This is a genomic window from Thermobifida alba (assembly GCF_023208015.1).
GTDB classification, from domain to species: Bacteria; Actinomycetota; Actinomycetes; order Streptosporangiales; family Streptosporangiaceae; genus Thermobifida; species Thermobifida alba.
Genome location: NZ_CP051627.1, coordinates 4,096,621 through 4,120,679, shown reverse-complemented (window position 1 = coordinate 4,120,679; position 24,059 = coordinate 4,096,621). Strand labels below are relative to the sequence as shown.

Below are 24,059 nucleotides of genomic sequence, written 5' to 3'. Positions count from 1 at the left end.
CAACGCCTGCTCCCCCGGGGCCGCCAGGGACTCCGGTACGGGGGAGCGGCGCGGAAGGTCATCGGAGCCGGCCGTCCCGGCTGATGGCGCGGAGCCGTGTCCGTCCGTGCTGACCAGCACGTTTCCACCGAACACGGAAACGGCGGCCACCGCCGCCCCGCTGACCGAGGTCCCGGGCCGAACGCTCCTTCCTGGGGTTTCTCCCCTGTCCGATCCCCGACGAAGGTCCTTCGCGGCGCGGCGTCCACCGGCCGGACGCGCCGGTCCCGGTCAGGTCCGGGAGACGGGGCCGGACGCGGCGGACGACTCCTCCCGCGGCACGGACGCGTCCTGGGCCGCCTCCTGGAGTTCGCGGCGGATCAGGAAGACCCATCCGCCGACCGCGATGACGGTGAAGGCCCACCACTGGACCGCGTAGGAGAAGTTCATCCCCGTGTCGACCTCGGCCACCTCGACCGGTTCGGGCGCGGCCGCCGGCGCCGGGGTCTCCTCGACCAGTTCCACGTACCCCTCGTACAGGTCGTAGGGCAGGTCCTCGGCGATGGCGGCCACGTCGATGAGCATGATCTGCCCTTCGGGGAGGCCGTCCCGGGGGCGGATCCCGGTGTTCTCGGGGGTCTCCGAGAGCTGCAGCCGTCCGACCACCGTGACCTTCCCCTCTGCGGCGGGCGGCACCTCGGGGCGCGCGGTCGCGGTGGGCGGCTGTGCCACCCAGCCCCGGTTGACCAGCACCGCGGTGCCGTCCTCGGTCACCAGGGGGGTGAGGACGTGCATGCCGACCCCGCCGGAGCCGTTCCGGTTGCGCACCAGGAGCTCCCGCCCCGCGTCGTAGGTCCCCGTGACGGTGACCCGCCGCCAGCGGTCCTCGCGGGCGACCTCGCCGCCGACCGAGGTCAGCTCGTCGATCGGCACCGGGTCCGCGGCGAGGTTGCTCTCCTGCTGCTCGACCGCCGCGGCTTTGTCCTCGGCACGTCCGTACTGCCAGAAGCCCAGGGCGATGAACGAGGGCACCACCACGAGCAGCAGCGCGTGGAAGGCCAACATCCGAGGTGAGGTCAGGACACGAAGCACACCATCGAGGCTAGGGGACCGCCGCCGGTCTTCCGCACCGGCCCGACCGCTTCGCCCGGCGGCCCTCAGGTCCCGTACACCGCGGGCCGTTCCACCCGCAGCACGGCCATGACGGCGAGGTGGTCCGAGTAGGGGGCGTCGAGTACCGCGCCCTGCTTCCGGTCGAGGCCGCCGGTGGCGAAGATGTGGTCGATCTCCTGCTCCGGGTCCTCGGCCGGGAAGGTGGGGGAGGGACGCACCCGGAACAGTGCGTCGTAGAGTCCGGCGCGTTCCATCTCCCGCCAGGCCACGCCGTTCGGCGCGAAGTTGAAGTCGCCGCCCACGACGATGGGGCGTCCCTGCCCCGCGCGTTCGATGACGATGTCGGCCAGGTCCGCGGCCTGCATGGTCGGCTCCTTGCCCGGCTCGGTGTCCGACTCGACGGCGGACGGTTGCAGATGGGTGGCGATCACCTCGATCTCGGTGGTGCCGTGCTGGACCACCACGGACAGTGCCTGCGCACCGATCGGGGCGCCGTAGGAGCGCAGCGGGTGGCCGACGGTCTCCACGATCGGCAGCCGGGTCAGTACGGCGTCGCCCCAGACCTGGTCGGCGGCGGGGGCGAACACGGCCTGCATGTCGAGCGCCGCGGCCAGCACGCTCAGGGTGTCCTGTCCCCCGTTGAGGAACCAGCCCCGGTCCACCTCGCTGAGCAGGACCACGTCGGGGTCGGCCCGCTGGATGGTCCTGACCGCCCCCTCGATGTCGTAGGTGCCGGTGATGCCGTACCCCATGCGCAGGTTGTAGGAGACCACCCGCAGTTCGTCGGCGTTGCCCCGGCCGATGCTGTAGAGGGGCGGGGGGATCGCGTGCACCGCGACGAACTGCGGGAGGAGGGCGGCCGCGACCGCCGCGGCCGTCGCGAGCACCGCTCCCGGCCAGCGGTAGAACACGGACCGGCGGACCCGGCTGCCCGAGTCGCGGTCCTTGAGCCGTCCGTGCGCGGTCGCCACCACGGCGATCAGCAGCGCCACGGCCACCAGCAGGGCGTCGGCGCGGTAGCCCAGGTCGTAGCCGGCGTAGTAGCCGAAGAGGCCCCCCAGGAAGACGAGGTTGCCGCAGAACACGGCCAGGCCGGCGTTGGTGGCCCGGGGGGAGCGTCCCCGCGCTCCCGGCCAGTCGGCCCAGACCAGGCAGGCGACGAGGGCGACCGCCCCCACCGCCTGGGCGACGACCGCGTAGGGCGGCAGCAGCCCGGGCACCCCCTCGTGCACCGTGGTGGCGAAGAGCGCGACGGCGACCGAGGCGACCAGTGCCACTCCGGGAAGGAGCGGCGTGCGTCCGGGGGTGGCGGACGCTCCGGCGACGACGGCGGCCACCGCCACCGCGACCGCGACGAGCGCCGCGGCCCAGCCGTCCGGCCAGCCGACGGCCGCCTCGGCTCTGGCCGGCGAGGCCGTGACCGTGCCGGCGATCAGCAGCGCGGGCGGCAGCAGGAGGCACAGCACCGGGTCCGCGGCCTGTCCGTCGAGGTCGTCCCGGGTGAGCCGGGGTGTCCTGGTCAGCATCCAGCCGAACAGCAGGACCTGCGCGGCCGCGACCGCCCAGCCGAGCACTCCCGGACGCCACACCGCCGCGTAGGTGCCGAGGGCGGCGTGGGTGAGAGTGGCCAGGGCGATGCCGCACGCGACCCCGCGCAGCAGGGAGCGCCTCGTCCGCACGACGATCGTGGCCAGCCAGGTCAGTCCCGCGAAGACTCCGACGGAGGCCGCGTACAGCTGGAACTGCTCTCCGTCGGCGGCCTGGAGCGCCAGTCGCACCGCGCCCAGCAGGATCGCGAACCACAGGTCCAGCGGAAGCCGGGCGGACTGTTCGGCCGTCTTGCTCCTGGCGGACAGGGAACGCAGGAACAACACCGGCAGGGGAGTCAGGAACCAGCCGAGCGCGAAGAGCCCGGGGGCCTGCGGTGGTGTCGTCCCGGCCTGGCCGAAGATCGTGATCAGCGACGGGAGCCACACCCGGAGGATGTCGAGGAGAAGCCAGACTCCGACTCCGATCGTCACCACGGGGACGAGTCCACGGTCAGCACAGCTCTTTGGAGCGCCCATAAGAGTTCTTCTCCTGGTCAGACCCCCCGAACTCCCCCGTCCAGCAGAGAAATTGTGTCTTATGTCACTGGAAATTCCAAGTCACTTCCCGTGCCCCAATGGTGACGAATCTCGCCTTTCCCGAACATGGCACGTGCCCCCCGGCCGATGGCCGGGGGGCACGGAATTCGGAGGGGACGAAACTCAGTTCTTGGCCGCGGCCTTCTTCCGGCGGGCGAGGTACATGGCCGCGCCGCCACCGCCGAGGGCGGCGACCGCGGCGGCGACCAGACCGCCGAGGGCCGCACCGGTCACCGGAAGGGTGCGGTCGTTGGACGCGGTGTTCACCGGGGCCTCGGCGTCCTCGGCGGGCTTCTCCGCGTCCCTGCGGGGAGCCTCGGTCTCCTCGGTCCCCGTCTCCTCGGTCACCTGGGTCCGCTCCTCGCACTCGGCCCCGCCGGAGCCCAGGACGGCGACCGCGTTGCCGCAGACGTCGACGTCGGCGTCGACCGGGACGTTGACCTCGTTGCCGCTGAGGATCCTGTCACCGGAGCCGCCGGCCTCTCCCCTCTCCTGGCGGATCTCCTGGCTCCCGGAGTCGTCGGACGCCTCCTGCAGCGCCTCGACGACGGTGGTGCAGGAGGCTCCGGCCGGGTCGCCGAGGACGGCGACGGTGTTGCCGCAGAGGTCGAGGGCGGCGTCCACCGGAATGGTGATGGTGTTGTCGCTGGCGAGGCTGTCGCCCTCCCCCGACTGGCTCGTGTCGGCCTCCGCGCCGGACGACTCCTGGAGGGCTTCGATGAACTTCTGGCACGCGGCCTCGGCGTCGCCGACAGCGGTGATGGTGTTGCCGCAGACGTCGAGGGCGACGTCCACCGGAATGGTGATGGTGTTGCCGCTGGCGATCTGGTCCGCAGCGGCGGGGGAGGCGATCCCGGCCGCCAGCCCTGTCACGAGCACGGCGGTCGAGGCGAGCATCGTCTTACGCATGTTCCGGTATGACCTTTCGCTAACTGCTACCCGGAGCGAATGACAGAGCACAAAGAGTCACCGTGAGCGGGATCGGTGAACCACGGCCCGACATCCAAAGCTTGAGGTTGTCTTTCCAGCGGCGGGGGCGACCTGACCGGTCGACGGTGGACCCACCAGAAAAGAGCATGGTCCACTCAGGGCCGCTGACAGACCGCAACGTTAGCAGCTCGTTGGGTTTCCGTGAGGGTTTCCGAGGGAGCTTTTGAAGATTTCACGGGACGGCCGGGAGATTTTTCTCCCCGCCTTCCCCGAAACATCCCCGTATTCCGCCAGAACCTCTCTCACCAGCACGTATGTCGCCGAGTTCCCCACAACGGACCGGCAACCGCCCTCTTTGGAGGGAATGCCGGAAATCATCCGCAACTACAGCGGAGGAGGGACTTTCCCAGGTTTGGGGCAAATCGCCCGGAAAACCGAAATCACGGTTCTCGACAGCGCCGCCCACCGGATCGGAGCGGACTCCGGTCCAGCACTTGACGACGCGCCTCCCGGGCCGCCGGTGCCCTCGGGAACCGGAACACGACCGGGGGCGTCGGCGCGGCCGGTGTTCCCGGGCCGGGGCGCCCACGGCGCGGAACCAGCCCGGTCGGGCAGGTGGTCAGTCCCGCCGCGCCGACTGGCAGGCGGGGCAGGTCCCCCAGAACACCACTTCGGCCTCGTCGACGGCGTAGCCGTGCGCCTGCGACGGCGTCAGGCACGGGGCCTCCCCCACCACGCAGTCGACGTCGGTCACCTCACCGCAGGCGCGGCAGACCAGATGGTGGTGGTTGTCTCCCACACGGGTCTCGTACCGTGCGGGGGAGCCGGCGGGTTCGATGCGGCGCAGCAGTCCGGCCGCGGTGAGAGCGTGCAGGCTGTCGTAGACCGCCTGGGTCGACACGTGTCCGACCTGCTCCCGGACAGCGCGCGCCACGCGGTCGGCGTCCAGGTGGTTCCCCTGGCGGACCGCGTCGAGGATCGCCAGGCGGGCGGCGGTCACCCGCAGCCCGGCCGCACGGAGGGAAACGGCGTCGTCCATGGCTCCACACCCCAGGGAACTACCTGGAATTGATCAAGAAAACGAATACATCAATTTTATTGTGCAGCATGTCGCCGGCTTGCCCCAGGGTGCCCGACCCTCCGTCGCGACATCGCTACTCTTGGTAGCGGCACTGGTGCGTTTTGACGACGCCAAGTCCGACATATGTAACAAATCAGATTCATCACCCGAGCTTCTCACAACGGTCGGCCCGCTCCCCGCGTCCTACCCATGTCGGCCGAACCAGCCTCTCAGGAGACACGTGTGACCCCGCTTTCCCCGACGTTCCTCCCTCACGGTCGTCCGCTCCGCTTCGGTGCGCTGCTGCTGACCACGGCCCTCCTCGCCACGGCCTGCGGGTCGGACTCCGAGGAGCCCGCCGCCGCGGACCGGCCCGACACCGCCGCCGAACCCTCGCCGTCCGCCTCCGCCGAACCCCCCAAGGAGCCGTACACCGTCGCGATCGGCGGTGACGTCATGTTCGAAGGAATGCTCCGACAGCGGTTGGACGCCGATCCGGCCACCGCGATGGGACCGGTCGCCGAAGTCTTCCAGGAGGCCGATGTCAGCGTGGTCAACCTGGAGACCGCCGTCACCGACGGCGGCACCCCCGCGCCCGGCAAGCAGTTCGTGTTCCGCGCCCCGGCCACCGCCTTCACCGCCCTGGAGTCGGCCGGGATCGACGTGGTGACCGTGGCCAACAACCACGGCATGGACTACGGGACCGACGGCCTGCTCGACACCCTCGACAACGCCGAGGCCGCGGGCTTCCCGGTGATCGGGGCGGGCCGCGACCTCGCCGAGGCCTACGAGCCCGAGTTCTTCGAGGTCAACGGGAACACCCTGGCCATCATCGGCGCCACCGACGTGCTGGACGACCACCTGATCCCCGAGTGGACCGCGGGCGAGGGCAAACCCGGCCTGGCCTCCACCAAGGGCGAGATGCTGCCCCACGCGCTCCGGGCCGTCGAGGAGGCCCGCGCCGAGGCCGACGCCGTCATCGTGTTCCTGCACTGGGGCCTGGAGGGCGACCACTGCCCGCTGCCGCACGCCCCCGACCTCGCCCGGCAGCTCATCGACGCCGGCGCCACCGCCGTGGTGGGCGGGCACGCGCACGTGGTCAGTCCGGGCGGGTACATGGGCGATGCCTACGTGCACTACGGTCTGGGCAACTTCGTCTTCTACAACTTCAACGGCCCCACCGCCGAGACCGGTGTGCTCCGCCTCACCCTCCAGGGCGACGAGATCGTCGACGACGAGTGGCTGCCCGGCCAGATCCAGGGCGGCATCCCGATCCTGCACGAGGACGAGTCCGCCGTCGCCCAGGGCGTGGCGAGCTTCGAGGGCTACCGGGAGCAGTGCAGCGGGATCAACCTGACCGCCGAACCCGGCGAGCCGGCCGTCTGAGCCGGCCGGGGCGCGCCGTGCGTCCCGGCCGTCCTCCGGAGCCGACCCTCACCCCCGCCGCGCGGCCGCCAGGACCGCGTCGACCTGTGCGGCCAACTCGCGTTTGGCCGCGGCGTCGAGGTAGGAGGCCGCGACCCCGTTGCGGGCCAGCAGGGCCAGGTCCGGCAGGTCCAGACCGAGCGCGTAGGCGGTCCGGTACTCGTTCACCAGGTCGGTGCCGAACATGGGCGGGTCGTCGGAGTTCAGGGTGACCACCAGGCCCGCCTCCAGCATGCGCGGCAACGGGTGCTCCGCGATGTCGGCGACCGCCCGGGTGCGCACGTTGGACGTGGGCGCCACGTCCAACGGGATGCGCTCGCTGCCCAGGTGGTCGACCAGACGCGGATCCGCCATGCTGCCGATGCCGTGCCCGATGCGCTCGGCGCCCAGGAGGGTGAGCGCCGTCCACACGTTCTGCGGCCCGCCGGTCTCCCCCGCGTGCGGCAGGCTGTGCAGCCCGGCGGCCCGGGCCCGGTCGTAGACCTCCCGGAAGGGGGCCCGGTCGACCTCCACTCCGCCCACGCCGAAGCCCACGACGCTGGGGGGACCGTCGGCGAGCACCGCGTCCAGCGTCTGCTCCCCGGCCTCCGCCCCGTAGTCGCCGGGGAAGTCGGGAATCCAGCGCAGCCTGATGCCGTGGCGGCGTTCGGCCTCCCGCCGCCCGTGTTCCACTCCCGCGAAGACCACGGCGGCGGGGATGCCGCGGGACAGGTGGTTGTAGAGGCTGATGTGCACCTCGGCGTAGCGGACGTTCTGGGCGGCGAGCCGCTGCGCCGCGTCCACGGTGAGCAGCGCGAAGTCCTCCTCGTCGCGCAGCACCCGCACCGAGGCGACGTAGACCTCGATGAAGCGGGCGAAGTCGCGGAACTCGTAGTGGGCCGCCACTTCCTCGGGGGTTCTCGGGAGTCCGGGAATCCCGTGCTTCTCGACGAGCCGCAGGAAGACCGGCGGGCTCATCGACCCTTCGAGGTGGACGTGGAGTTCCACCTTCGGCAGGTCCTGGATGAATCTTTCGACCGGGGGGCTGAAGGGCTTCACGGTTTGACGCTATCGGACCGGAAACCGCTGCCCAGCCGCCCTGCTCCCCGAGCCGAACTGCGCGGATGTCCGCGCTCCGGGAAGCTCCCGACCGGTCGTGGGGATCAGGACCGCCTCTTTTGCGATATCCGGACATCGAGGCATTCGAAAGAATCGATGATCACCACGGCCACAAGTGGCCAAAATTCATGAAACGGACCATCCATACCCGGGAGTCGGAATAGTACATAACCAAGCAATCAAGAAAGGCATCACAGAGATCGTGACCACCGATTCCCGATCTTCCTCATCCTCGCCCCCCACCCCACCTCCCCGTCCCGGTCCCGGCACGGCGGAGGAACCGTCCGACCGCTCCCCCCGGAGCGGGCCGGCCGTCCTCACCACCCCCTTCCTCGCCCACGCGCCGCTGCGCCGCCTTCCCGCGCAGCAGCGCAGCATGGCCCGGGTGCAGCGCATGCTGGACGCCTGTGCGGAACTCCTGGACGAGGGCGGGTACGCCGAGCTGACCACGACCAAGATCGCCGAACGCGCCGGGGTCGCCATCGGTTCGGTCTACCAGTTCTTTCCCGACAAGAAGGCGATCACCCAGGCGCTGGGCCTGCGTTATCTGGACGTCTTCAGCGCGCGGATCGCCCAGCGGATCGCGGAGCAGGACTTCGACCACTGGACCGAGACCGTCGACGCGATCATCGACGAGTACGTCACCATGCACCGCCAGGAGCCGGGGTTCCGCAGTCTGCACTTCGGCGACGTGGTCGACCCCCGACTGCTGGACTCCAGTCGCGAGAACAACAAGGTCATCGCGACACGCCTGCGCGACCTGCTGATTTCCGCCGCCGGAGCGGTCCGGAGTGAGAAGCTTGACCTCGCGGCCCTCGTCTCGGTCGAGGCCGCGGACGCGGTGCTCAAAATGGCTTTCCGCGAGGACCCCAACGGCGACCCCCGTCTCGTCTCCGCGGCCAAACTGCTGGTCCGCAGCTACCTGGAGCAGCTTTTCGCGACAGAACCGGAAAACTAGGACATTCCCCACAAGGGCGAAGAAGCCGGCAAAGCACCGCTAAAATGACTGTTCGCCATTCGGCCGACACCATCCTGTGCCGCTGTCCCTCCGACCGCGGTCCAGCCGACGGTCCGCGACAATGGCGTGCGAGCCGCTCCCCGATGCGGAACGGCGACTCGTCCGCCCCCGGACGGCCATCCCGACTCCTTCGACGGCCGTTCTCGTCCACAGCCCTTTCATCCGCTTCACACCACGAGGTTCGCAACGCGCCGGCACGCCTGTCCCCCTCGGTCGGCGAAGCGCGTCTGAACAGGGGAGGAACTCTCAGTGGTAGCCGACAGCACACTTGCCGAACCGTTGACCGGGATCGCCGCCGGAGTGCCCTATCTCGCGTTCCCGCCGCCCGACCCGGCCCGGCCCGCGCCGATGGTCGTCGGCCTGCACGCCTTCGAACCCCCGCGCAGTGAATCCGCCCTCGCCGGAACACTGCCGCTGTTCGGACTGCCCGCCTGGAGGTTCTACCTCGGGCTCCCCCTCTTCGGCCACCGGCTTCCCGAGGGCGGAGTCCCCGAGGTCAACCGCCTCGGCCAGGAGGACTACCTGTCCCGGTTGTACGGCCCCGTCGTGGAGCAGGCCGCCGCCGAACTGCCCCGGGCAGTCGCCGAACTGCGCCGCTCCTTCCCGGTCCCCGAGGCCCCCCTGGGCCTGCTGGGGGTCGGCGCGGGCGGAGCCGCCGTGTTCCTCGCCCTCGCCGAGAGCGACCTGCCCGTCGACGCGGTGGGCGTGGTCAATCCCGTGATCGACCCGGCGCAGGTGCTCGCGGCCCGGGAACGCCACCTCGGCGTCGCCTACGAGTGGAACGACCGGTCCCGCGAGATCGCCACCTGGCTGGACTTCACCGAACGGGCCGAGGAACTGGCCTCCCGGAGGCCGCGGACGCCGCTGCTCATCGTCAACGGCGAACAGGACGAGGTCATCCGCCCCGGCCACGGCCGCCTGCTGCACGACGCCCTGGCCTCCCACCACCGGCCGCACACCCTGCGGCACATCGTGGTGCCCGACCTCGCCCACGCGCTGGGCCCCGAACCCGGACTGGACCCCGCTCCGCCCACCCCCGGCACCGTGCTGGCCGACCGCGCCCTCGCCGAGTGGTTCCACACCCACCTGGTCGCCGACCCCCCGGCCGCCGTCCCGCCGGCCCCGCGGTCGGCGTCGGAGGATCAGTAGGCGCGTTCGGCGAGTCTGCGCGCGGTGATCAGCACCGGGTCCCACGTCGGGGAGAACGGCGGCGCGTAGGAGAGGTCCATCCCGGCGACCTCCTCCACCGTCATCCCGTTCCACAGCGCGGTGGCCAGCACGTCCACCCGGTGGGCGGCCCCCTCGCCGCCGACGACCTGACCGCCCAGCAGGCGGCCGGTGCGCCGTTCCGCGAGCAGTTTCACGGTGATCGGCAGCGCCCCGGGGAAGTACCCGGCGCGGGTGGTGGAGTCCACGGCCACCGACTCGAACTCGAAACCGGCGGCCCGCGCCTGGGCCTCGTTCAGCCCGGTGCGTCCCACCTCCAGACCGCAGATCTTGGTGACGGCGGTGCCCACGACCCCGCCGAAGCTCGCGTACCCGCCGCCGATGTTGGTCCCGGCGACCCGGCCCTGCTTGTTGGCGTGCGTCCCCAACGCGATCGCCACCGGCGCACGCGAGACCCGGTGGAAGGTCTCCACGCAGTCCCCGGCCGCCCACACGTTCTCCTGCGAGGTCCGCATGCGCCGGTCCACCGCGACACCCCCGGTCGACCCGATCCGCAGTCCGGCCGACCGGGCCAGTGCGCTGTCGGGTCGCGTTCCCAGACCCAACACCACCACGCCCGCGGGGTGGGCGGCGTCCTCGGTCACCACAGCGCTCACCCGGCCCCGGTCGGTCTCGAAGCCGATCGCCCGCGTCCACGGCCGGAAGTCCACCCCCGCGCGGACCATCCCCTCGCGCACCAGCGCGCCCATGTCCTCGTCCAGGGTGCCCATCGGCTCGGGCCCCGCCTCCAGCACGGTGACCGCCATGCCGTGGATGAGGAACGCCTCGGCCATCTCCAGACCGATGTACCCGGCCCCCACGACCACGGCGCGGCTCGGCCGGTGCTCCTCCAGATAACCGCGGAGCCTGACCCCGTCGTCGAGGGTCTGCACTCCGAAGACCCCCTCCGCGCGGCTTCCCGGCAGGTCCGGGCGGTTCGGCACGGCCCCGGTGGCGATCACGAGGAAGTCGTACGGCTCCTCCCGCTCCCGTCCCGCCGCGTCGACCGTGTGGACCCGCTGCGCCCGCAGGTCGATGTCGGTGGCCTCGGTCCGGGTGCGCACCTGGATCGCGAAGTCCCGCTCGAAGGTCTCCGGGGTGCGGACGATCAGGTCCTCCGGCCTCGGCACGATCCCCGCGACCAGGTAGGGCAGGCCGCACGCCGCGTACGAGGTGACGCTGCCGCGCTCCACCGCGAGGATCTCCAGGTCCTCGGGGCCGACGCGGCGCGCCTGTGCCGCGGCGCTCATCCCCGCGGCGTCCCCGCCGATGACGACCAGTCGTCGGCCGCCGTTCACCGTTCGCTCCACGGTGTCTCCCCTCCCGGTCGTCTCCCCGTCAGCGTGCCCCTCGCCTGGAGTCCCCACTTCCCCGATGCAGGAGCGGACATCCCTCCGCTGGCCTCCGTCACCGTGATGAATAATCACCTGGTGTCCCCCACGCTGCGGCTACTCTCCTCGCTGGACGCCCGTTCGGAACGGGCGTCTTCCCGTGGGGCTCGCGTGTGACAAGTTCTAGGAGGGCGACTCACGTGACCGAGCCGGCGCCGGTGTTCACCAGCGGTATCGACCATGAACGGCTCACTTCCCAACTCCGGTTCGTCCTGGAGGTCGACAAACTCAAGCGCGTCCTGCGCCGTTCCCTGCTCATCGACGGGGCCCGTCGGGAGAACTCCGCCGAGCACTCCTGGCACGTGACGGTGCTCGCCCGGGTGTTCGCCGAGTACGCCCCCGAGGGCACCGACATCGATCACGTGGTGAACATGCTGGTCGTCCACGACATCGTGGAGATCGACGCCGGGGACACCTTCGTCTACGACCGTGCTGCCGTCCGTTCGCAGGCCGAGCGGGAACGGGCCGCCGCGGACCGCATCTTCGCGCTGCTGCCCGAGGACCAGGCCGCCTGGGCGCGGAGCCTGTGGGACGAGTTCGAGGAGCGCAAGACCCCCGAGGCGCGGTTCGCCCGGGCCGTCGACCGCCTCTCGCCGCTGCTCGCCAACTGGCACACCGAGGGCGCCATGTGGCAGCAGTTCAGGGTCTCCAAGGACGACGTGCTGGAGAACGTGAAACTCATCGCCGAGGGGTCGAAGCCCCTGGGCGCCTACGCACTGGCGCTGGTCGACGACGCCGAGCGGCGCGGCTACCTCGGCCGGGGCTGACCGTCCGGCCTCACCGCAGCACCAGTTGGACCGCTGCGGTGAGGCCGATGAGCACGACCAGCACCCGCAGCCCGGTCGCACTGAGCCTGCGTCCGAACCGCGCGCCCAGATAGCCGCCGACCACCGAACCGGTGGCGATCAGGGCCGCCGCGGTCCAGTTCGGTTGGGCGAAGACGAGGTAGAACGTGGCCACGGAGGCGTTGACGATCAGGGCCAGCACGTTCTTCAGCGCGTTGAGGCGCTGCATGTCGTCGTTGAGGGAGCTGCCGAGCAGACTGATCAGGATGACGCCCTGCGCCGCGGTGAAGTAGCCGCCGTACACCCCCGCCCCGTAGACGCCGAGCTGGAGCAGCGGGCCGCCGTTCGGACGCGCGGCGCGGCGGGCCCGGGTCCACGCGTTGATCCGCGGCTGGAAGATGATGAGCGTACAGGCCAGCAGGATGAGGACCGGCGCGACCGAGGTGAAGACCCGTTCGGGGAGGTTGAGCAGCAGAGTTCCGCCGGTGAGCGCGCCCAGGAGGGACATCGCGCCGAAACGCAGCACCCGGGCGCGCTGCCCGGAGAGCTCCCTGCGGTAGCCGAACACACCGGCGACAGACCCCGGAGTCAGTCCGATGCTGTTGGAGATCGCGGCCGTCACCGGCGGGACCCCGCAGGCCAGCAGGACCGGGAAGGTGAACAGCGTACCGGAGCCGACCAGCGTGTTGATGGCTCCCGCCCCGGCTCCCGCCGCAAGGACGGCGATGGCCTCCCACGCGTTCATGCACGCCCCCGGACCGGTGTTGCGGACATCCGAATCGCGTGCAGTCTATGGACCGCCGCTCCGGCGCCGGGGACCGGGGCGGCCGTCCCGGGACGTCCGGCGCCGGGACGCCGGTCAGGCCGCCCGGGCGGACCAGCGCTCCCCGTCGTGCTCCACCTTCAGCTCGATCCCGAAGGCCCGGCTGAGGTTCTCCGCGGTCATCGCCTCCTCCAGCGGCCCCGCGGCCACGACGCTGCCGCCGCTCAGCAGCAGGCCGTGGGTGAAGCCCGGAGGGATCTCCTCCACGTGGTGGGTGACGACCACCATCACGGGCGCGCTGTCGTCCTGCGCCAGGGTCCCGAGCCGGCGCACCAGGTCCTCCCGGCCGCCCAGGTCGAGCCCGGCGGCGGGCTCGTCCAGCAGCAGCAGTTCCGGGTCGGCCATCAGCGCGCGGGCGATCAGCACCCGTTTGCGCTCCCCCTCCGAGAGCGTGCCGAACTCGCGGTCCTCCAACCGCAGCACCCCCCACCGGGCCAGCAGCGCGCGGGCCCGCGCGTGGTCGGGGGTGCCGTACTCCTCCCGGCCGCTGCCCAGGTAGCCGTAGGCGGCGCTGACGACCAGGTCCCGGACGACCAGGTCGTCCTCGATCTGGGCGGCGACCGCGGAGGAGGCGAAGCCGATCAGCGGCCGCAGTTCGAACACGTCTCCCCCGCCCAGCCGCTCGCCCAGCACGTGCACCGTGCCCCGGCTGGGATACAGCTGGGTGGCGGCGATCCTCAGCAGCGTGGTCTTGCCCGCGCCGTTGGGGCCCACGACCACCCAGCGCTGCCCCTCCTCGACAGTCCAGTCGACCCCGTCCAGCAGGTCGGTCTGACCGCGGCGTACTCCGACACCGCTCATGTGCAGCACGTAACCGTTCATTGCTCTCCTTCTTCACACCCGAGGCGAACATACTGGACGCCGAAGCGCCGTCAACGCCGGATTCCGCTCCGGTGCCGGTGCGCGGGCCGCGGACCGTTCTAGGCTGGACCGGTGCTTGCAGAACTGTCCTCAGCGACTCTGGTGGCCTGGGGGAACGCCTGGCTGGCGGGCCAGGTGGGGCTCGACGACACCGTGGACGCGGTGGAACGGCACACCGGTCCGCACCTGACCGAGGCGACGGTCGAGCCCGGGCTTCCCTTCGAACCGGGCGTGCCGCTGCGCAGCGCACTGGCCCGGCTGCGCGGCCTGGGCCTGTCGGAGTTCCGGCTCTGCCTCCCCGTGCCCGGCGACCCCCTCGGCCTGACCGGCGGCAGGGAGCTGGCGGCCGCCGCCATCGAGGCCCGGGAGGCGGTGCTGATCCGCCTGGCGGACCGGAGGATCGGCCTGGTCCCCCGCGCCGACCTGCGCGGCTCCTCCTACCGGGGGGTGGCCTGGCGGCCGTATCCGGCTGCCGACTCCCGTCCCGAGTCGATCCCGCTGGCGGAGGCCGAGCACGACCTCAACACCGCGATCCGGGAATCGGCCGCGCTGTTCGGACGGACCGGCGACGCCCACTCGTGGGGACCGGAGGTGCAGCGGGCGCTGACCGCGCTGCGCGACCCGGAACGCCCGCCCACCACGGGGCTCGCCCCCGGCTACCCGCAGCGGGCACACCGCGTGGCCGCGCTGGCCGACCGGCTGGCCGTCGTGGTCCGCCTGGCCGGCGACGAGGGCGGGCACGGGCTGAGCGGGGCGCAGACGGAGTCCCGCCGCACCGCGCTGCGCCTGCTGGACCGGGCGGTGCGGCGGGCCCGCGTCGCCGCCTACTGCGCCGTTGTGGAGCAGCCACCGGGGTGATCTCAGGGTCGGCCGTGCGGAAACTCCGGGACTCTTCAGGGTGGTTTCCCGATTCGCCTACGCTGGTCTGGAAGAATAATCATGACCATGGGAAACGCCGTGAACCACCCGAAACCTCCGGGACCGGACCGGTTGCGCGCCTCCGACGCCGACCGCGACCGCGTCGCTCAACTCCTCGGCGACGCTCTGGCCGACGGCCGGTTGAGCGCGGAGGAGCACTCCGAACGCCTGGACGCCCTCTACGCCGCCAAGACACTGGGGGAGTTGGAGCCGATCACCGCGGACCTGGGCGCTGCCCCGGCGGCCTCCTCCGCCGCGGAGCTGCCCGCCTCCTCCGAGGGGTCGGAGAACATCGTCGCGGTGTTCGCCTCCGCCGACCGGAGCGGACGCTGGCTGGTGGAGCCGCGCACCAACGCCTCCGCGCTGTTCGGCTCCGTGTCGCTGGACCTGCGTGAGGCGGTGCTGACCCAGCGCGAGGTCGTCATCCAGTGCGCCGTCACCTTCGGCGAGCTGAAGCTGACGCTTCCGCCCGGCGTGCGGGTCGTCAACCGGACCACGCCGATCTTCGGCGAGGTCAACCTCAAGAAGGCCGACTCTGCGGTCCCCGTCGACGCGCCCACCGTCCGCCTGACGGGAACGGTGATCTTCGGTTCCGTCAACGTCAGGACCCGCGCCCCGGGGGAGAAGAAGTTCCCCTGGTCCCGTTGACCCCGCACCCAGAATCGAGGAACTCCGCCATGGAGCCGGACCGCCTCCGCGCCTCTGACGTGGACCGGGAGCACAGCGCCGCGCGGATCCGCGAGGCGCTCGCTGAGGGCCGCATCGACCAGGACGAACTGGAGGAGCGGCTGGACCGGGTGTACCGGGCCAAGACCGTGGGCGAACTGGCCGAGGTCACCCGCGACCTCCCGCTGTCCGGCGGCTCGTCCGCGGTCGCCGGCGAACCGGTGGGCATGCCGTCGGTCTCCACCGAGGAGGCCCGTCGGCTGGCGGCCGAGGGGCGGGGACGGGAGACCATCTCCGCGGTGTTCGGCGGCGTCGAACGCGGCGGGCGCTGGCTGGTCGAACCGCACACCAACGTGTCCGTGCTGTTCGGCGGGGTGGACCTCGACCTGCGTGAGGCGGTGCTGGCCCAGCGCGAGGTCGTCATCCAGTGCGCGGTCATCTTCGGCGGGCTGTCGGTCACGGTGCCCCACGGCGTGCGGGTGACCAACCAGACCAGCGCCTTCCTGGGCGGAGTCGACCTGGGCAAGGTGGACAGCGCCACCGACCCGAACGCCCCCACGGTCCGGCTCACCGGCACCTGCCTGCTCGGCGGCATCGAGGTGCGGACCAAGGCGCCCAAACGGAAACGCGGCCGCTGACCCCCGCCGTCCCCGCGCTCCCCGCCCGCCCGGTAGTGACATGGAACACAGGGGCACCGGTCCGGGAGGGCTTTCACCGCTGATGAGCAGGGTAGGAGCGACACGGGGTGTTCGGCGCCCTGGTCTACTCCGCGGTGGCCCGGCAGAGTACCGTAGAGCCGTCATGACTTTCGCGAACTCCGTGCCCGAAACGCTTCTGGTGACGGTTACCGGCAGGGACCGCCCAGGGATCAGTGCTCGACTGCTGAGCACTCTGTCGGTCTTCCCGGTCACCGTCGCCGACCTGGAGCAGGTGGTCATCGGCGGGCGTCTGCTCCTGGGCGCACTGCTGTCGGTCGACGAACGGGTCGCTCCCGGAGTCCGCCGGGAACGCCTGTTCGAGGAGATCCGCTCGGCCGTCTCCAAGGTCGCCGTCGATCTGGACATGGTGGTCGACTTCACCGTCGACGGCGAACGGGTCCGCCCCAGCGGGAACCGACTGGACGTCACGATCATGGCCGACCCGCTGCGTCCGGGAGCCGTCGGCGCGATCGCCTCCTGCGTGGCACGGGCAGGAGCCAACATCGACCGTATCGAGCGGCTGGCGAGCTACCCGGTGACCGCGCTGTCGCTCTCCCTGGCCGGCGCCGACCTCGACCAGCTCCGCACCGACCTGGCCCTGGAGGCCGCCACCCAGTCGGTCGACGTGGCCGTGCAGGCCAGCGGACTGCACCGGCGCTCCAAGCACCTCGTGGTGATGGACGTCGACTCCACGCTCATCCAGTGCGAGGTCATCGAACTGCTGGCCCAGCACGCGGGCTGCGGCGACGAGGTCGCCCGGGTCACCGAGGAGGCCATGCGCGGTGAGCTCGACTTCGAGGAGTCGCTGCGCCGCCGCGTCGCCCTGCTGAAGGGCCTGGACGCGAGCGTGCTGGAAGAGGTGCGGGAGAAGATGGTGCTGACCCCGGGGGCACGCACCCTGGTCCGCACCCTCAAGCGGCTCGGCTACGAGTGCGCGATCGTCAGCGGCGGCTTCACCCAGCTCACCGACTACCTGGTGGAAGAACTCGGGATCGACTACGCGGCGGCCAACGTCCTGGAGATCGTCGACGGCAAACTCACCGGCGAACTGGTGGGACCGATCATCGACCGCAAGGGCAAGGCCACGGCCCTGGAGCGGTTCGCCGCGGAGGCGGGGGTGCCGCTCAGCCAGACCGTGGCGATCGGCGACGGAGCCAACGACCTCGACATGCTCCGGGTCGCCGGGCTGGGAGTGGCGTTCAACGCCAAGCCGGTGGTCCGTGCCCAGGCCGACACCTCGGTGAACGTGCCCTACCTCGACACCGTGCTCTTCCTGCTGGGCATCTCCCGCGAGGAGGTGGAGGCCGCCGACCGAGTCGACCTCTGACAGCATCCGCCCCGCCGGACACCGGCGGGGCCGCGGGTGCCACGCGGACGGCCTCGGTTCAGTTCAGCAGTCTGAGGCTTCCCGTGCCCGGGGCGGCGTAGAGCCAGTCGACCTCCAGGTCGATCACCGCCGCCGAGGCGGGCGGGAAGGACAGGTACCCGGATTCGCTGTCGAACGCCGCGGCGAGCTGCGCCACCGTCGGGTTGTGGCCGACCAGCAGCAGCGTCCGCACCTCCGGGCCGACCAGGTTGACCAGCCGCAGCGCGGTGTCCACGTCGGCGGTGTACAGCTCCGCGTCGAAGTCGACCTCCGGTTCGCAGGGCAGTTCCCCCGCGACCAGGCTCCAGGTCTGCCGGGTGCGCCGCGCCGTGGAGCACAGGACGTGTTCGGGGAGCAGTCCCTCGCGCGCCAGCAGCGCGCCCACCGCCCTGGCCTGCTTCTGGCCCTCACCGGTGAGGGGGCGCTCGATGTCGAGCAGGGAGGCGGAGTGCTCCGCCTGGGCGTGTCGCAGCACGACCAACCGACGGCTCATGACGAGACCACCGTTGCCACGATGGCCAGCAGGGCGATGAAGGCCAGCATCGCACCGACGATGACGGCGAGCCCTCTCATACCGGTCATGCAGCCAGTCTGCCACGTGCCGGACACCGTTCCCAGATCACCTCCGGGGTTGCCGCCTCCCGGAAAAGGCGTCGCGCCGGGAAGGGGAGCCGCGTGCTTCCCGGCGCGACGGGTCGTCGACTGGCGGGGAGGGCCGCCGGTCACTCCTTGACCGGGGTGCCTCCTCCCTGGCCGACGGGGGCCCGCTCCGAGGCGTCCGCCCCGCCCTGGGGCGGGACGCCCTGCCCGGAGTCCAGGGCTTCCGGCCGCTCCCCGGCCGCCTCCTCGGAGGCGAGGCCGTCCGTGCCGCGCCGCTTGCCCCACACGATGGCGCCGACGAGGACGGCCACCGCGACAGCGGTCACCCCGATCCGCAGCGCGAGGTTGTCGGCGTACATGACCACGCTCGGCGCGATGAGCAGAGCGACCAGGTTCATCACCTTGAGCAGCGGGTTGATGGCCGGGCCGGCGGTGTCCTTGAAGGGGTCGCCGACGGTGTCGCCGATGACGGTGGCCTCGTGCGCCTCCGACCCCTTGCCGCCGTGGTGCCCGTCCTCGACGAGCTTCTTGGCGTTGTCCCAGGCCCCACCGGAATTGGCGAGGAACACCGCCATGAGGGCCCCGGCGGCGATGGCGCCGCCCAGGAACGCGCCCAGCGGTGCGTAGCCGAGGGCGAAGCCGAGCGCGATGGGGGTGAGCACCGCGAGCAGGCCGGGGGTGATGAGTTCGCGCAGCGAGTCGCGGGTGCAGATGTCGACGACCCGGCCGTACTCGGGCTTCTCGGTGCCGTCCATGATCCCCGGCCGGGTCCGGAACTGCTCGCGGACCTCGTACACGACGCGGCCCGCAGCGCGGCCCACCGCCATGATGGCGAGCCCGGAGAACAGGAACACGACGGCCGCGCCGACGATCACGCCGACCAGGACGTCGGGCCGGTCGACGGAGAGGCTGAACTCCGCGGCCCCCAGTTCGCCCTCGACCGCGGTGCGGAACGCGCCGAACAGGGCTGTGGCGGCGAGCACCGCGGTCGCGATCGCGATGCCCTTGGTGATCGCCTTGGTGGTGTTCCCGACCGCGTCCAGGCTGGTCAGCACGTCGGCTCCGGGGCCCTGCACGTCCCCGGACATCTCGGCGATGCCCTGGGCGTTGTCCGCGACCGGGCCGAAGGTGTCCATGGCCACGATCACCCCGACGGTGGTGAGCAGTCCGGTTCCGGCCAGCGCCACCGCGAACAGGCTGATGGTGATGTTGCCGGTGCCGAGCAGGAAGGCCGCGTAGACGGCTCCGGCGATGAGCAGCGCGGAGTAGACGGCCGACTCCAGGCCCACCGAGATGCCGGAGAGCACCACGGTGGCCGCTCCGGTCCGGGAGCTCTCCCCGATCTCGCGGACCGGGCGGCGGTTGGTCTCGGTGAAGTACCCGGTGAGCAGTTGGATCGCCGCGGCGAGGAGCAGGCCGATGAGGACCGCGCCGATCGCGATGAGCCGGGGGTTGCCGTCCAGGGCGGCGATCTGGGGGGAGACGCCCTCCAGGTCGGCGAAGGTGGCGGGCAGGTAGAGCAGGGCCGCGACCACCACGAGGACGGCGGAGATGACCGACGAGACGAAGAAGCCGCGGTTGATCGCCGCCATGGCGTTGCGGTCGCGGGAGCGGGGCGCCACCACGAAGATGCCGATGATCGCGGTGATGACGCCGATCATCGGGACCAGCAGCGGGAAGACCAGTCCTTCGACGCCGAAGGCGACCCGGCCCAGGATGAGGGAGGCGACGAGGACCACCGCGTAGGACTCGAACAGGTCGGCGGCCATTCCCGCGCAGTCGCCGACGTTGTCGCCCACGTTGTCGGCGATGGTCGCGGCGTTGCGGGGGTCGTCCTCGGGGATCTGCTGCTCGACCTTGCCGACCAGGTCCGCGCCGACGTCGGCGGCCTTGGTGAAGATACCGCCGCCGACCCGCATGAACATCGCCAGCAGGGCCGCGCCGAAGCCGAAGCCCTCCAGGACCAGGGGGGCGTCCGCGCGGTAGACCAGGACCACGACCGCCGCGCCGAGCAGGCCCAGGCCGACGGTGAACATGCCGGCCACGCCGCCGGTGCGGAAGGCGATCCGCATGGCGGAGTGCTCCTCCCCGGCACGGGCGGCCGCGGCCACCCGGACGTTGCCCCGCACGGCCAGCCACATCCCCAGGAAACCGGTCATCGCGGAGAAGAGCGCGCCCACCGCGAAGAAGATCGAACGCCCCCAGCGGACGGCCTCCGAGTCCGCCGGAAGCAGCAGGAGCAGCAGGGGAATGACGATGACGAAGACACCCAGGGTGCGGAATTGGCGTTTGAGATAGGCGGCCGCTCCTTCCTGGACCGCTCGTGCGATATTCTGCATGCGCTCTGTGCCCTGATTCGCGGTGAGAACCTCACGCACCAGCGCTCCTGCGACGGCCAGCGCGAGCAGCGCCACCGCCAGGACCACGATGACGAGGGTGAGATCCATGCCGTGCAGAGCGAGCCCTGTGCCGCTGTCGGCGGCGAGGTTGAGCCCGGTCAATCCGTCCTCCTCCAGACGGGCAGGGCCCCGCCTGGGCGCGTGTGCCGCCGGCCGGGGCGGTCCGGACGGTTCGCCCGAGAGCGCGTCAGACGGGGTCTTGCCGGTGCCTCCATGATCGGGAAAGTCCCATCGTTTTCATCGCGTCAGTGAATGCGATGTGCCGGGAGTCTACGCATCGTTACCCGAAAAAGTGAGGCCCCAAAGAAGCTTTTCGAGAAATCCCTGGAACCTGTGACCCGACAGCAACCCAGGGAATACGACATCAATCTTGAAAGGAGGAGGAATTATTTATATCTCGCTTTTCTCACAAAAGCGGAGAAAGTGTGATAAAGAACACATAAGGAACATGCGGCGCAGTCGGCCGGGGCGCGGCGCCGCGGCACGGCCGGACGCCGGCGGGCGCCGACCGGCGGCCGTCCGCCGTCCGACCGGAGACGCCCTCCGGGGAGGCCGCCTTCTCAACGACGGGGTCCGTCACACCCCCGGGTCCCGGACGAGTCGCAGTCCGGCCGGGTCGACCCGGTCCGCCTCCCCCGCCTCGACGCGGTCGGCCGCGGCCCGTGCGTACGCGGCGACCCCCGGCGCGTCCACCCCGTGCGGGGCGGCGGCGCCGTACTCGGACACCCGCTCCGCCCCCCTGCGCAGCAGCCGGGCGGCCCCCAGGGCGTTGCCGCGCTGGACGTGCGTCAGCCCCACAGCCACCTGGGCCAGACCGCGCCACAACTCCCGTTCGGGCCCCTCGGCCGCCTTCCACACCGCCTCCAGCACCTCGTGGGCGTGGAAGGCGTACCCCTGCTCCAGCAGCCGCTGGGCCTCGGCCAGCCCCTCGGCGGGCGCGAACACCGCGTCGTCGGGGATTCGGGGCACCCCCGGCGTCCCGTACGGCAGCGGACGCCCGTAGCGGTCCCGCGGCCGCTGGTTCTGGGCCCGGCCGTCCGCCCCGCGATCCCGGTCACGTGTCTGGTCGGTCATCGGAAAGCCACTCCACGAGCAGTGCGTTCACCTGGTCGGGACGTTCCTGGTGGGGAAAGTGCCCGGCGCCCTCCACGAACCGCAGCCGGTAGGGCGCGCGCACGTGCCGCTCCAGTCCGTGCGCCGCCGCCGGCAGGACGAGGGGATCGGCGGTGCCGTGCGCGTACAGCGTGGGGACGGTACTGGGCTCACTCATGCGTCGCAGGTAACGATAGCCGTCCGGCCGGAAACGGGACCGGAAGAGCCACCGGTGGTACTCCAGCGAGCAGTGCGCCACCAGGGGGATCCGGAACGCCTCGCGGAAGCGCCGCTCGGTGCGCGCGTCCGGCCAGCCAGGCCCCGACCAGCGGCGCAGCAGGCGCGCCACGGCCTCGGCCCCGTCGGCCACCAGACGGCGTTCCGGAAGGATCGGCGCCTGGAAGGCGAGCAGTTCCCGCATCGCCCACCCGCGGTGCCAGTTCGACAGCGCCGCCGCGACCAGCCGCACCGGATGCGGCGCCGACAGCGCCGCCAGCCGGCGGACGGCGCGGGGGTGGCAGACGCTCATCGTCCATCCGACCAGACCGCCCAGCCCGTGGCCGACCACGGCCGCGTCGGCCTCGCCCAGCACCCGGACCAGTCCGGCGACGTCGGACGCCGCGGTGAGGAGGTCGTAGCCGCGGGGCGGCTTGTCGCTGGCGCCGTAGCCGCGCAGGTCCACCGCGACCGCGCGGTGGCCCGCCTCGGCCAGCGCCGTGATCTGCCGTTCCCAGGCCCACCAGAACTGCGGGAAGCCGTGCAGCAGCAGGACCAGCGGCCCCGTCCCGGCCTCGACCACGTGGAACCGGATACCGCCGGCGCTGACCGTCCGGTGGGACCACGGGCCGTCGATCAGGACCGCCGTCTCGTCGGGAACGCCGCTGACCCTGCTGGTCACCGTTCGGCCGCGGGTTCGCGGCGCAGCACGGCCCTGGTCCTCGCGAAGGTCTCCTTGGTGCGCGGCATGCCCTGGATCTTCTTGTAGGCGCGGCGCCCGAAGAAACCGAGAACGGCCGCGACGACCGTGTAGAAGAGGGTGACGATCAGGAAGGCCAGCCACTCGGACAGTCCGACCGCGACCAGTGCGAAGGCGATCGTGACAGAGGCCAGGATGAGGATGAGGTGCGCGATCAGCGCGGCGACCACGAACAGTCCCGTCCCCTGGGCGACCCTGCGGGCGTCCGCGGCGAGTTCCGTCCGGGCTAGTTCGAGTTGCAGGCTCACCAGGTGGCTGAGGTTACCGGTCACCTCAGAGGTGAGTTCGCCCAGTGAACGTCCGGAGGCGCCGACGTCCACCGACTCCCGGCCACCCGTGTTGGTTTCGGACACCGAGGCGGCTCCTTCCATCGGACACATTTCTTGGGAATCTTCGCACAGTTCCCCTCGGGCGGCCCGGTGCGCCACCGGCGCACGACGCGTGTCCCGTGGTGCCGTGACCGCTGCGGGGGTGGTGGCCGACACGGGACGCCACCCGGTTGCACTCCCTTCCACTACCCGGACGTAGGGTTCGTAACGTGAACGCTGTGCCGACCGATCCCCTCCTGCGGATCGCCGAACTTCCCGAGGTCGCCCAGGCCGTCGACGAGACGCGCGGCCTCGTCGACATGCTGATCGGACAACGGGTGCTGCGCCGCCGCGGCAGCGACGTCTCGATGGAGGCCGCGCTGCGCGGCGCCCGCGCCTCGGCGGTGCTCGAAGGAGCGGACATCACCCTGGAGCAGATGCGCTCGGGAGAGAGCGAGGACCCCCGGGTCAAGGGGTCGCTGCGGGTCTCCGGAGAGTTGGGGCTGCTGGTGGAGACCTGGTCCAGGGCCCCCCGCCAGGTGCTGGCCCGACTGCACGTGCTGGCCGCGGCCGACGCGGTCGGCCCCGCGGCCCTGGGGCGGCCCCGCCACGACGGTGAGGAGGTGACCGACCCGCTGGGGCTGGGCGCCCCGCCGAGCGCGGCCGAGGTCACCGCCCGCCTGTCGGCCCTGTCCGCCCTGCTGGCCGCGCGGACCGAGGCTCCCGCCCTGGTAGTCGGCGCGGTCGTGCACGGCGAACTGCTGGCACTGCGCCCCTTCGGCTGGGGCGACGGCATCGTCGCGCGGGCCGCGGAACGGCTGACCCTGCTGGAGCGCGGACTGGATCCCAACTCGCTGGTGCCCACCCAGCTGGGCCACGAACAGCGCAGCGCGGAGTACGTCTCCGCCCTGCGCGGCTACCTGACCGGGACCCCCGAGGGGGTGGCCGGATGGGTGGTGCACTGCGCCCGCGCGGTCATGGACGGCGCCCGGGACTCCCTGGCCACCTGCGAGGCCATCCGGCGCGCCACCACCCGGTCCTGAGGTGCCCGGGCCGCCGCTTCGCGCGGCGCCGGGAGCGGGGATCGCGGCGTCCGCCTCCGGTCCGGGGCGGTCGACCACGCTGCGGAAGCGGAAACGCACGGTGAAGGGCGGCACCCGAGACATCCGGTGCGCGGATGTCCAAGCGCCGCCCACGACACACCGGACCGGGTTAACATGC

General features: G+C 71.6%; 22 protein-coding genes. 9 read left to right on the top strand and 13 right to left on the bottom strand.

Going from position 1 to position 24,059, the window contains the following annotated elements; translation table 11 throughout:
* Positions 1 to 270 precede the first annotated feature (270 nt).
* From FOF52_RS18350 to FOF52_RS18335, 4 genes are all read right to left on the bottom strand, one after another.
* The gene (locus tag FOF52_RS18350; protein ID WP_344983806.1) at positions 271 to 1,071 is read right to left on the bottom strand and encodes an SURF1 family cytochrome oxidase biogenesis protein; all 801 of its coding nucleotides are present in this window, start codon (positions 1,069 to 1,071) and stop codon (positions 271 to 273) included.
* A gap of 65 nt (positions 1,072 to 1,136) precedes the next feature.
* Positions 1,137 to 3,116 carry an endonuclease/exonuclease/phosphatase family protein gene (locus FOF52_RS18345; RefSeq protein ID WP_248591149.1) on the bottom strand — a complete coding sequence of 660 codons (1,980 nt, stop codon included), beginning with the start codon at positions 3,114 to 3,116 and terminating at the stop codon, positions 1,137 to 1,139.
* A gap of 225 nt (positions 3,117 to 3,341) precedes the next feature.
* Positions 3,342 to 4,127 (bottom strand): chaplin, encoded by a 786-nt coding sequence (locus FOF52_RS18340; RefSeq protein ID WP_248591148.1) that lies wholly within the window; start codon positions 4,125 to 4,127, stop codon positions 3,342 to 3,344.
* A 640-nt stretch (positions 4,128 to 4,767) separates the two neighbouring features.
* The gene (locus tag FOF52_RS18335; protein ID WP_248591147.1) at positions 4,768 to 5,187 is read right to left on the bottom strand and encodes a Fur family transcriptional regulator; all 420 of its coding nucleotides are present in this window, start codon (positions 5,185 to 5,187) and stop codon (positions 4,768 to 4,770) included.
* Between the two features lie 264 nt (positions 5,188 to 5,451).
* Between FOF52_RS18335 and FOF52_RS18330 the strand changes: the two genes are divergently transcribed.
* Positions 5,452 to 6,594, top strand: a complete 1,143-nt coding sequence (locus FOF52_RS18330) for a CapA family protein (RefSeq protein ID WP_248591146.1) — start codon at positions 5,452 to 5,454, stop codon at positions 6,592 to 6,594.
* A gap of 48 nt (positions 6,595 to 6,642) precedes the next feature.
* Here FOF52_RS18330 and add read toward each other — a convergent pair whose 3' ends face one another.
* Complete coding sequence (gene add, locus FOF52_RS18325; protein ID WP_248591145.1) at positions 6,643 to 7,671, bottom strand: adenosine deaminase; 1,029 nt, start codon at positions 7,669 to 7,671, stop codon at positions 6,643 to 6,645.
* Positions 7,672 to 8,107: 436 nt separating this feature from the next.
* On the opposite strand from add, the gene FOF52_RS18320 reads away from it, so the two are divergent.
* Positions 8,108 to 8,689 (top strand): TetR/AcrR family transcriptional regulator, encoded by a 582-nt coding sequence (locus tag FOF52_RS18320; RefSeq protein ID WP_248593922.1) that lies wholly within the window; start codon positions 8,108 to 8,110, stop codon positions 8,687 to 8,689.
* Between the two features lie 309 nt (positions 8,690 to 8,998).
* Positions 8,999 to 9,898, top strand: a complete 900-nt coding sequence (locus FOF52_RS18315; RefSeq protein ID WP_248591144.1) for an alpha/beta hydrolase family protein — start codon at positions 8,999 to 9,001, stop codon at positions 9,896 to 9,898.
* Here FOF52_RS18315 and FOF52_RS18310 read toward each other — a convergent pair.
* Positions 9,892 to 11,265, bottom strand: a complete 1,374-nt coding sequence (locus FOF52_RS18310) for an FAD-dependent oxidoreductase (protein ID WP_282573684.1) — start codon at positions 11,263 to 11,265, stop codon at positions 9,892 to 9,894. The two genes, FOF52_RS18315 and FOF52_RS18310, sit on opposite strands and share 7 nt — an antisense overlap.
* Before the next feature lie 221 nt (positions 11,266 to 11,486).
* Here FOF52_RS18310 and FOF52_RS18305 point away from each other — a divergent pair, with 221 nt between their 5' ends.
* A complete protein-coding gene (locus FOF52_RS18305) occupies positions 11,487 to 12,113 on the top strand; it encodes an HD domain-containing protein (RefSeq protein ID WP_248591143.1) in 627 nt (208 codons plus the stop codon).
* A 10-nt stretch (positions 12,114 to 12,123) separates the two neighbouring features.
* Here FOF52_RS18305 and FOF52_RS18300 read toward each other — a convergent pair whose 3' ends face one another.
* Positions 12,124 to 12,876, bottom strand: a complete 753-nt coding sequence (locus tag FOF52_RS18300) for a sulfite exporter TauE/SafE family protein (RefSeq protein WP_248591142.1) — start codon at positions 12,874 to 12,876, stop codon at positions 12,124 to 12,126.
* 114 nt (positions 12,877 to 12,990) lie between these two features.
* A complete protein-coding gene (locus tag FOF52_RS18295; protein WP_248591141.1) occupies positions 12,991 to 13,776 on the bottom strand; it encodes an ABC transporter ATP-binding protein in 786 nt (261 codons plus the stop codon).
* A gap of 111 nt (positions 13,777 to 13,887) precedes the next feature.
* Here FOF52_RS18295 and FOF52_RS18290 point away from each other — a divergent pair, with 111 nt between their 5' ends.
* From FOF52_RS18290 to serB, 4 genes are all read left to right on the top strand, one after another.
* Positions 13,888 to 14,673, top strand: a complete 786-nt coding sequence (locus tag FOF52_RS18290; protein WP_248591140.1) for a hypothetical protein — start codon at positions 13,888 to 13,890, stop codon at positions 14,671 to 14,673.
* An 81-nt stretch (positions 14,674 to 14,754) separates the two neighbouring features.
* Positions 14,755 to 15,381 carry a DUF1707 SHOCT-like domain-containing protein gene (locus tag FOF52_RS18285; RefSeq protein ID WP_248591139.1) on the top strand — a complete coding sequence of 209 codons (627 nt, stop codon included), beginning with the start codon at positions 14,755 to 14,757 and terminating at the stop codon, positions 15,379 to 15,381.
* 29 nt (positions 15,382 to 15,410) lie between these two features.
* Positions 15,411 to 16,037, top strand: a complete 627-nt coding sequence (locus FOF52_RS18280; RefSeq protein WP_248591138.1) for a DUF1707 SHOCT-like domain-containing protein — start codon at positions 15,411 to 15,413, stop codon at positions 16,035 to 16,037.
* Between the two features lie 163 nt (positions 16,038 to 16,200).
* Positions 16,201 to 17,424 carry a phosphoserine phosphatase SerB gene (serB, locus tag FOF52_RS18275; RefSeq protein ID WP_248591137.1) on the top strand — a complete coding sequence of 408 codons (1,224 nt, stop codon included), beginning with the start codon at positions 16,201 to 16,203 and terminating at the stop codon, positions 17,422 to 17,424.
* A 58-nt stretch (positions 17,425 to 17,482) separates the two neighbouring features.
* On the opposite strand, the gene FOF52_RS18270 is transcribed toward serB, so the two are convergent.
* From FOF52_RS18270 to FOF52_RS18250, 5 genes are all read right to left on the bottom strand, one after another.
* Positions 17,483 to 17,956, bottom strand: coding sequence for a SixA phosphatase family protein (locus tag FOF52_RS18270; protein WP_248591136.1), 474 nt, complete (start codon positions 17,954 to 17,956; stop codon positions 17,483 to 17,485).
* 229 nt (positions 17,957 to 18,185) lie between these two features.
* Complete coding sequence (locus FOF52_RS18265; protein WP_425265560.1) at positions 18,186 to 20,510, bottom strand: sodium-translocating pyrophosphatase; 2,325 nt, start codon at positions 20,508 to 20,510, stop codon at positions 18,186 to 18,188.
* Positions 20,511 to 21,038: 528 nt separating this feature from the next.
* Positions 21,039 to 21,536 carry a DUF309 domain-containing protein gene (locus tag FOF52_RS18260; protein WP_248591134.1) on the bottom strand — a complete coding sequence of 166 codons (498 nt, stop codon included), beginning with the start codon at positions 21,534 to 21,536 and terminating at the stop codon, positions 21,039 to 21,041.
* Positions 21,517 to 22,452 (bottom strand): alpha/beta fold hydrolase, encoded by a 936-nt coding sequence (locus tag FOF52_RS18255; protein WP_282573683.1) that lies wholly within the window; start codon positions 22,450 to 22,452, stop codon positions 21,517 to 21,519. The genes FOF52_RS18260 and FOF52_RS18255 overlap by 20 nt, the downstream gene beginning before the upstream one ends.
* Positions 22,449 to 22,883, bottom strand: a complete 435-nt coding sequence (locus FOF52_RS18250; RefSeq protein ID WP_248591133.1) for a phage holin family protein — start codon at positions 22,881 to 22,883, stop codon at positions 22,449 to 22,451. Before FOF52_RS18250 ends, FOF52_RS18255 begins: the two co-directional genes overlap by 4 nt.
* A 185-nt stretch (positions 22,884 to 23,068) precedes the next feature.
* Between FOF52_RS18250 and FOF52_RS18245 the strand changes: the two genes are divergently transcribed.
* On the top strand, positions 23,069 to 23,881 hold the full coding sequence (locus FOF52_RS18245; protein WP_248591132.1) for a Fic family protein: 813 nt from the start codon (positions 23,069 to 23,071) through the stop codon (positions 23,879 to 23,881).
* Positions 23,882 to 24,059: the final 178 nt, after the last annotated feature.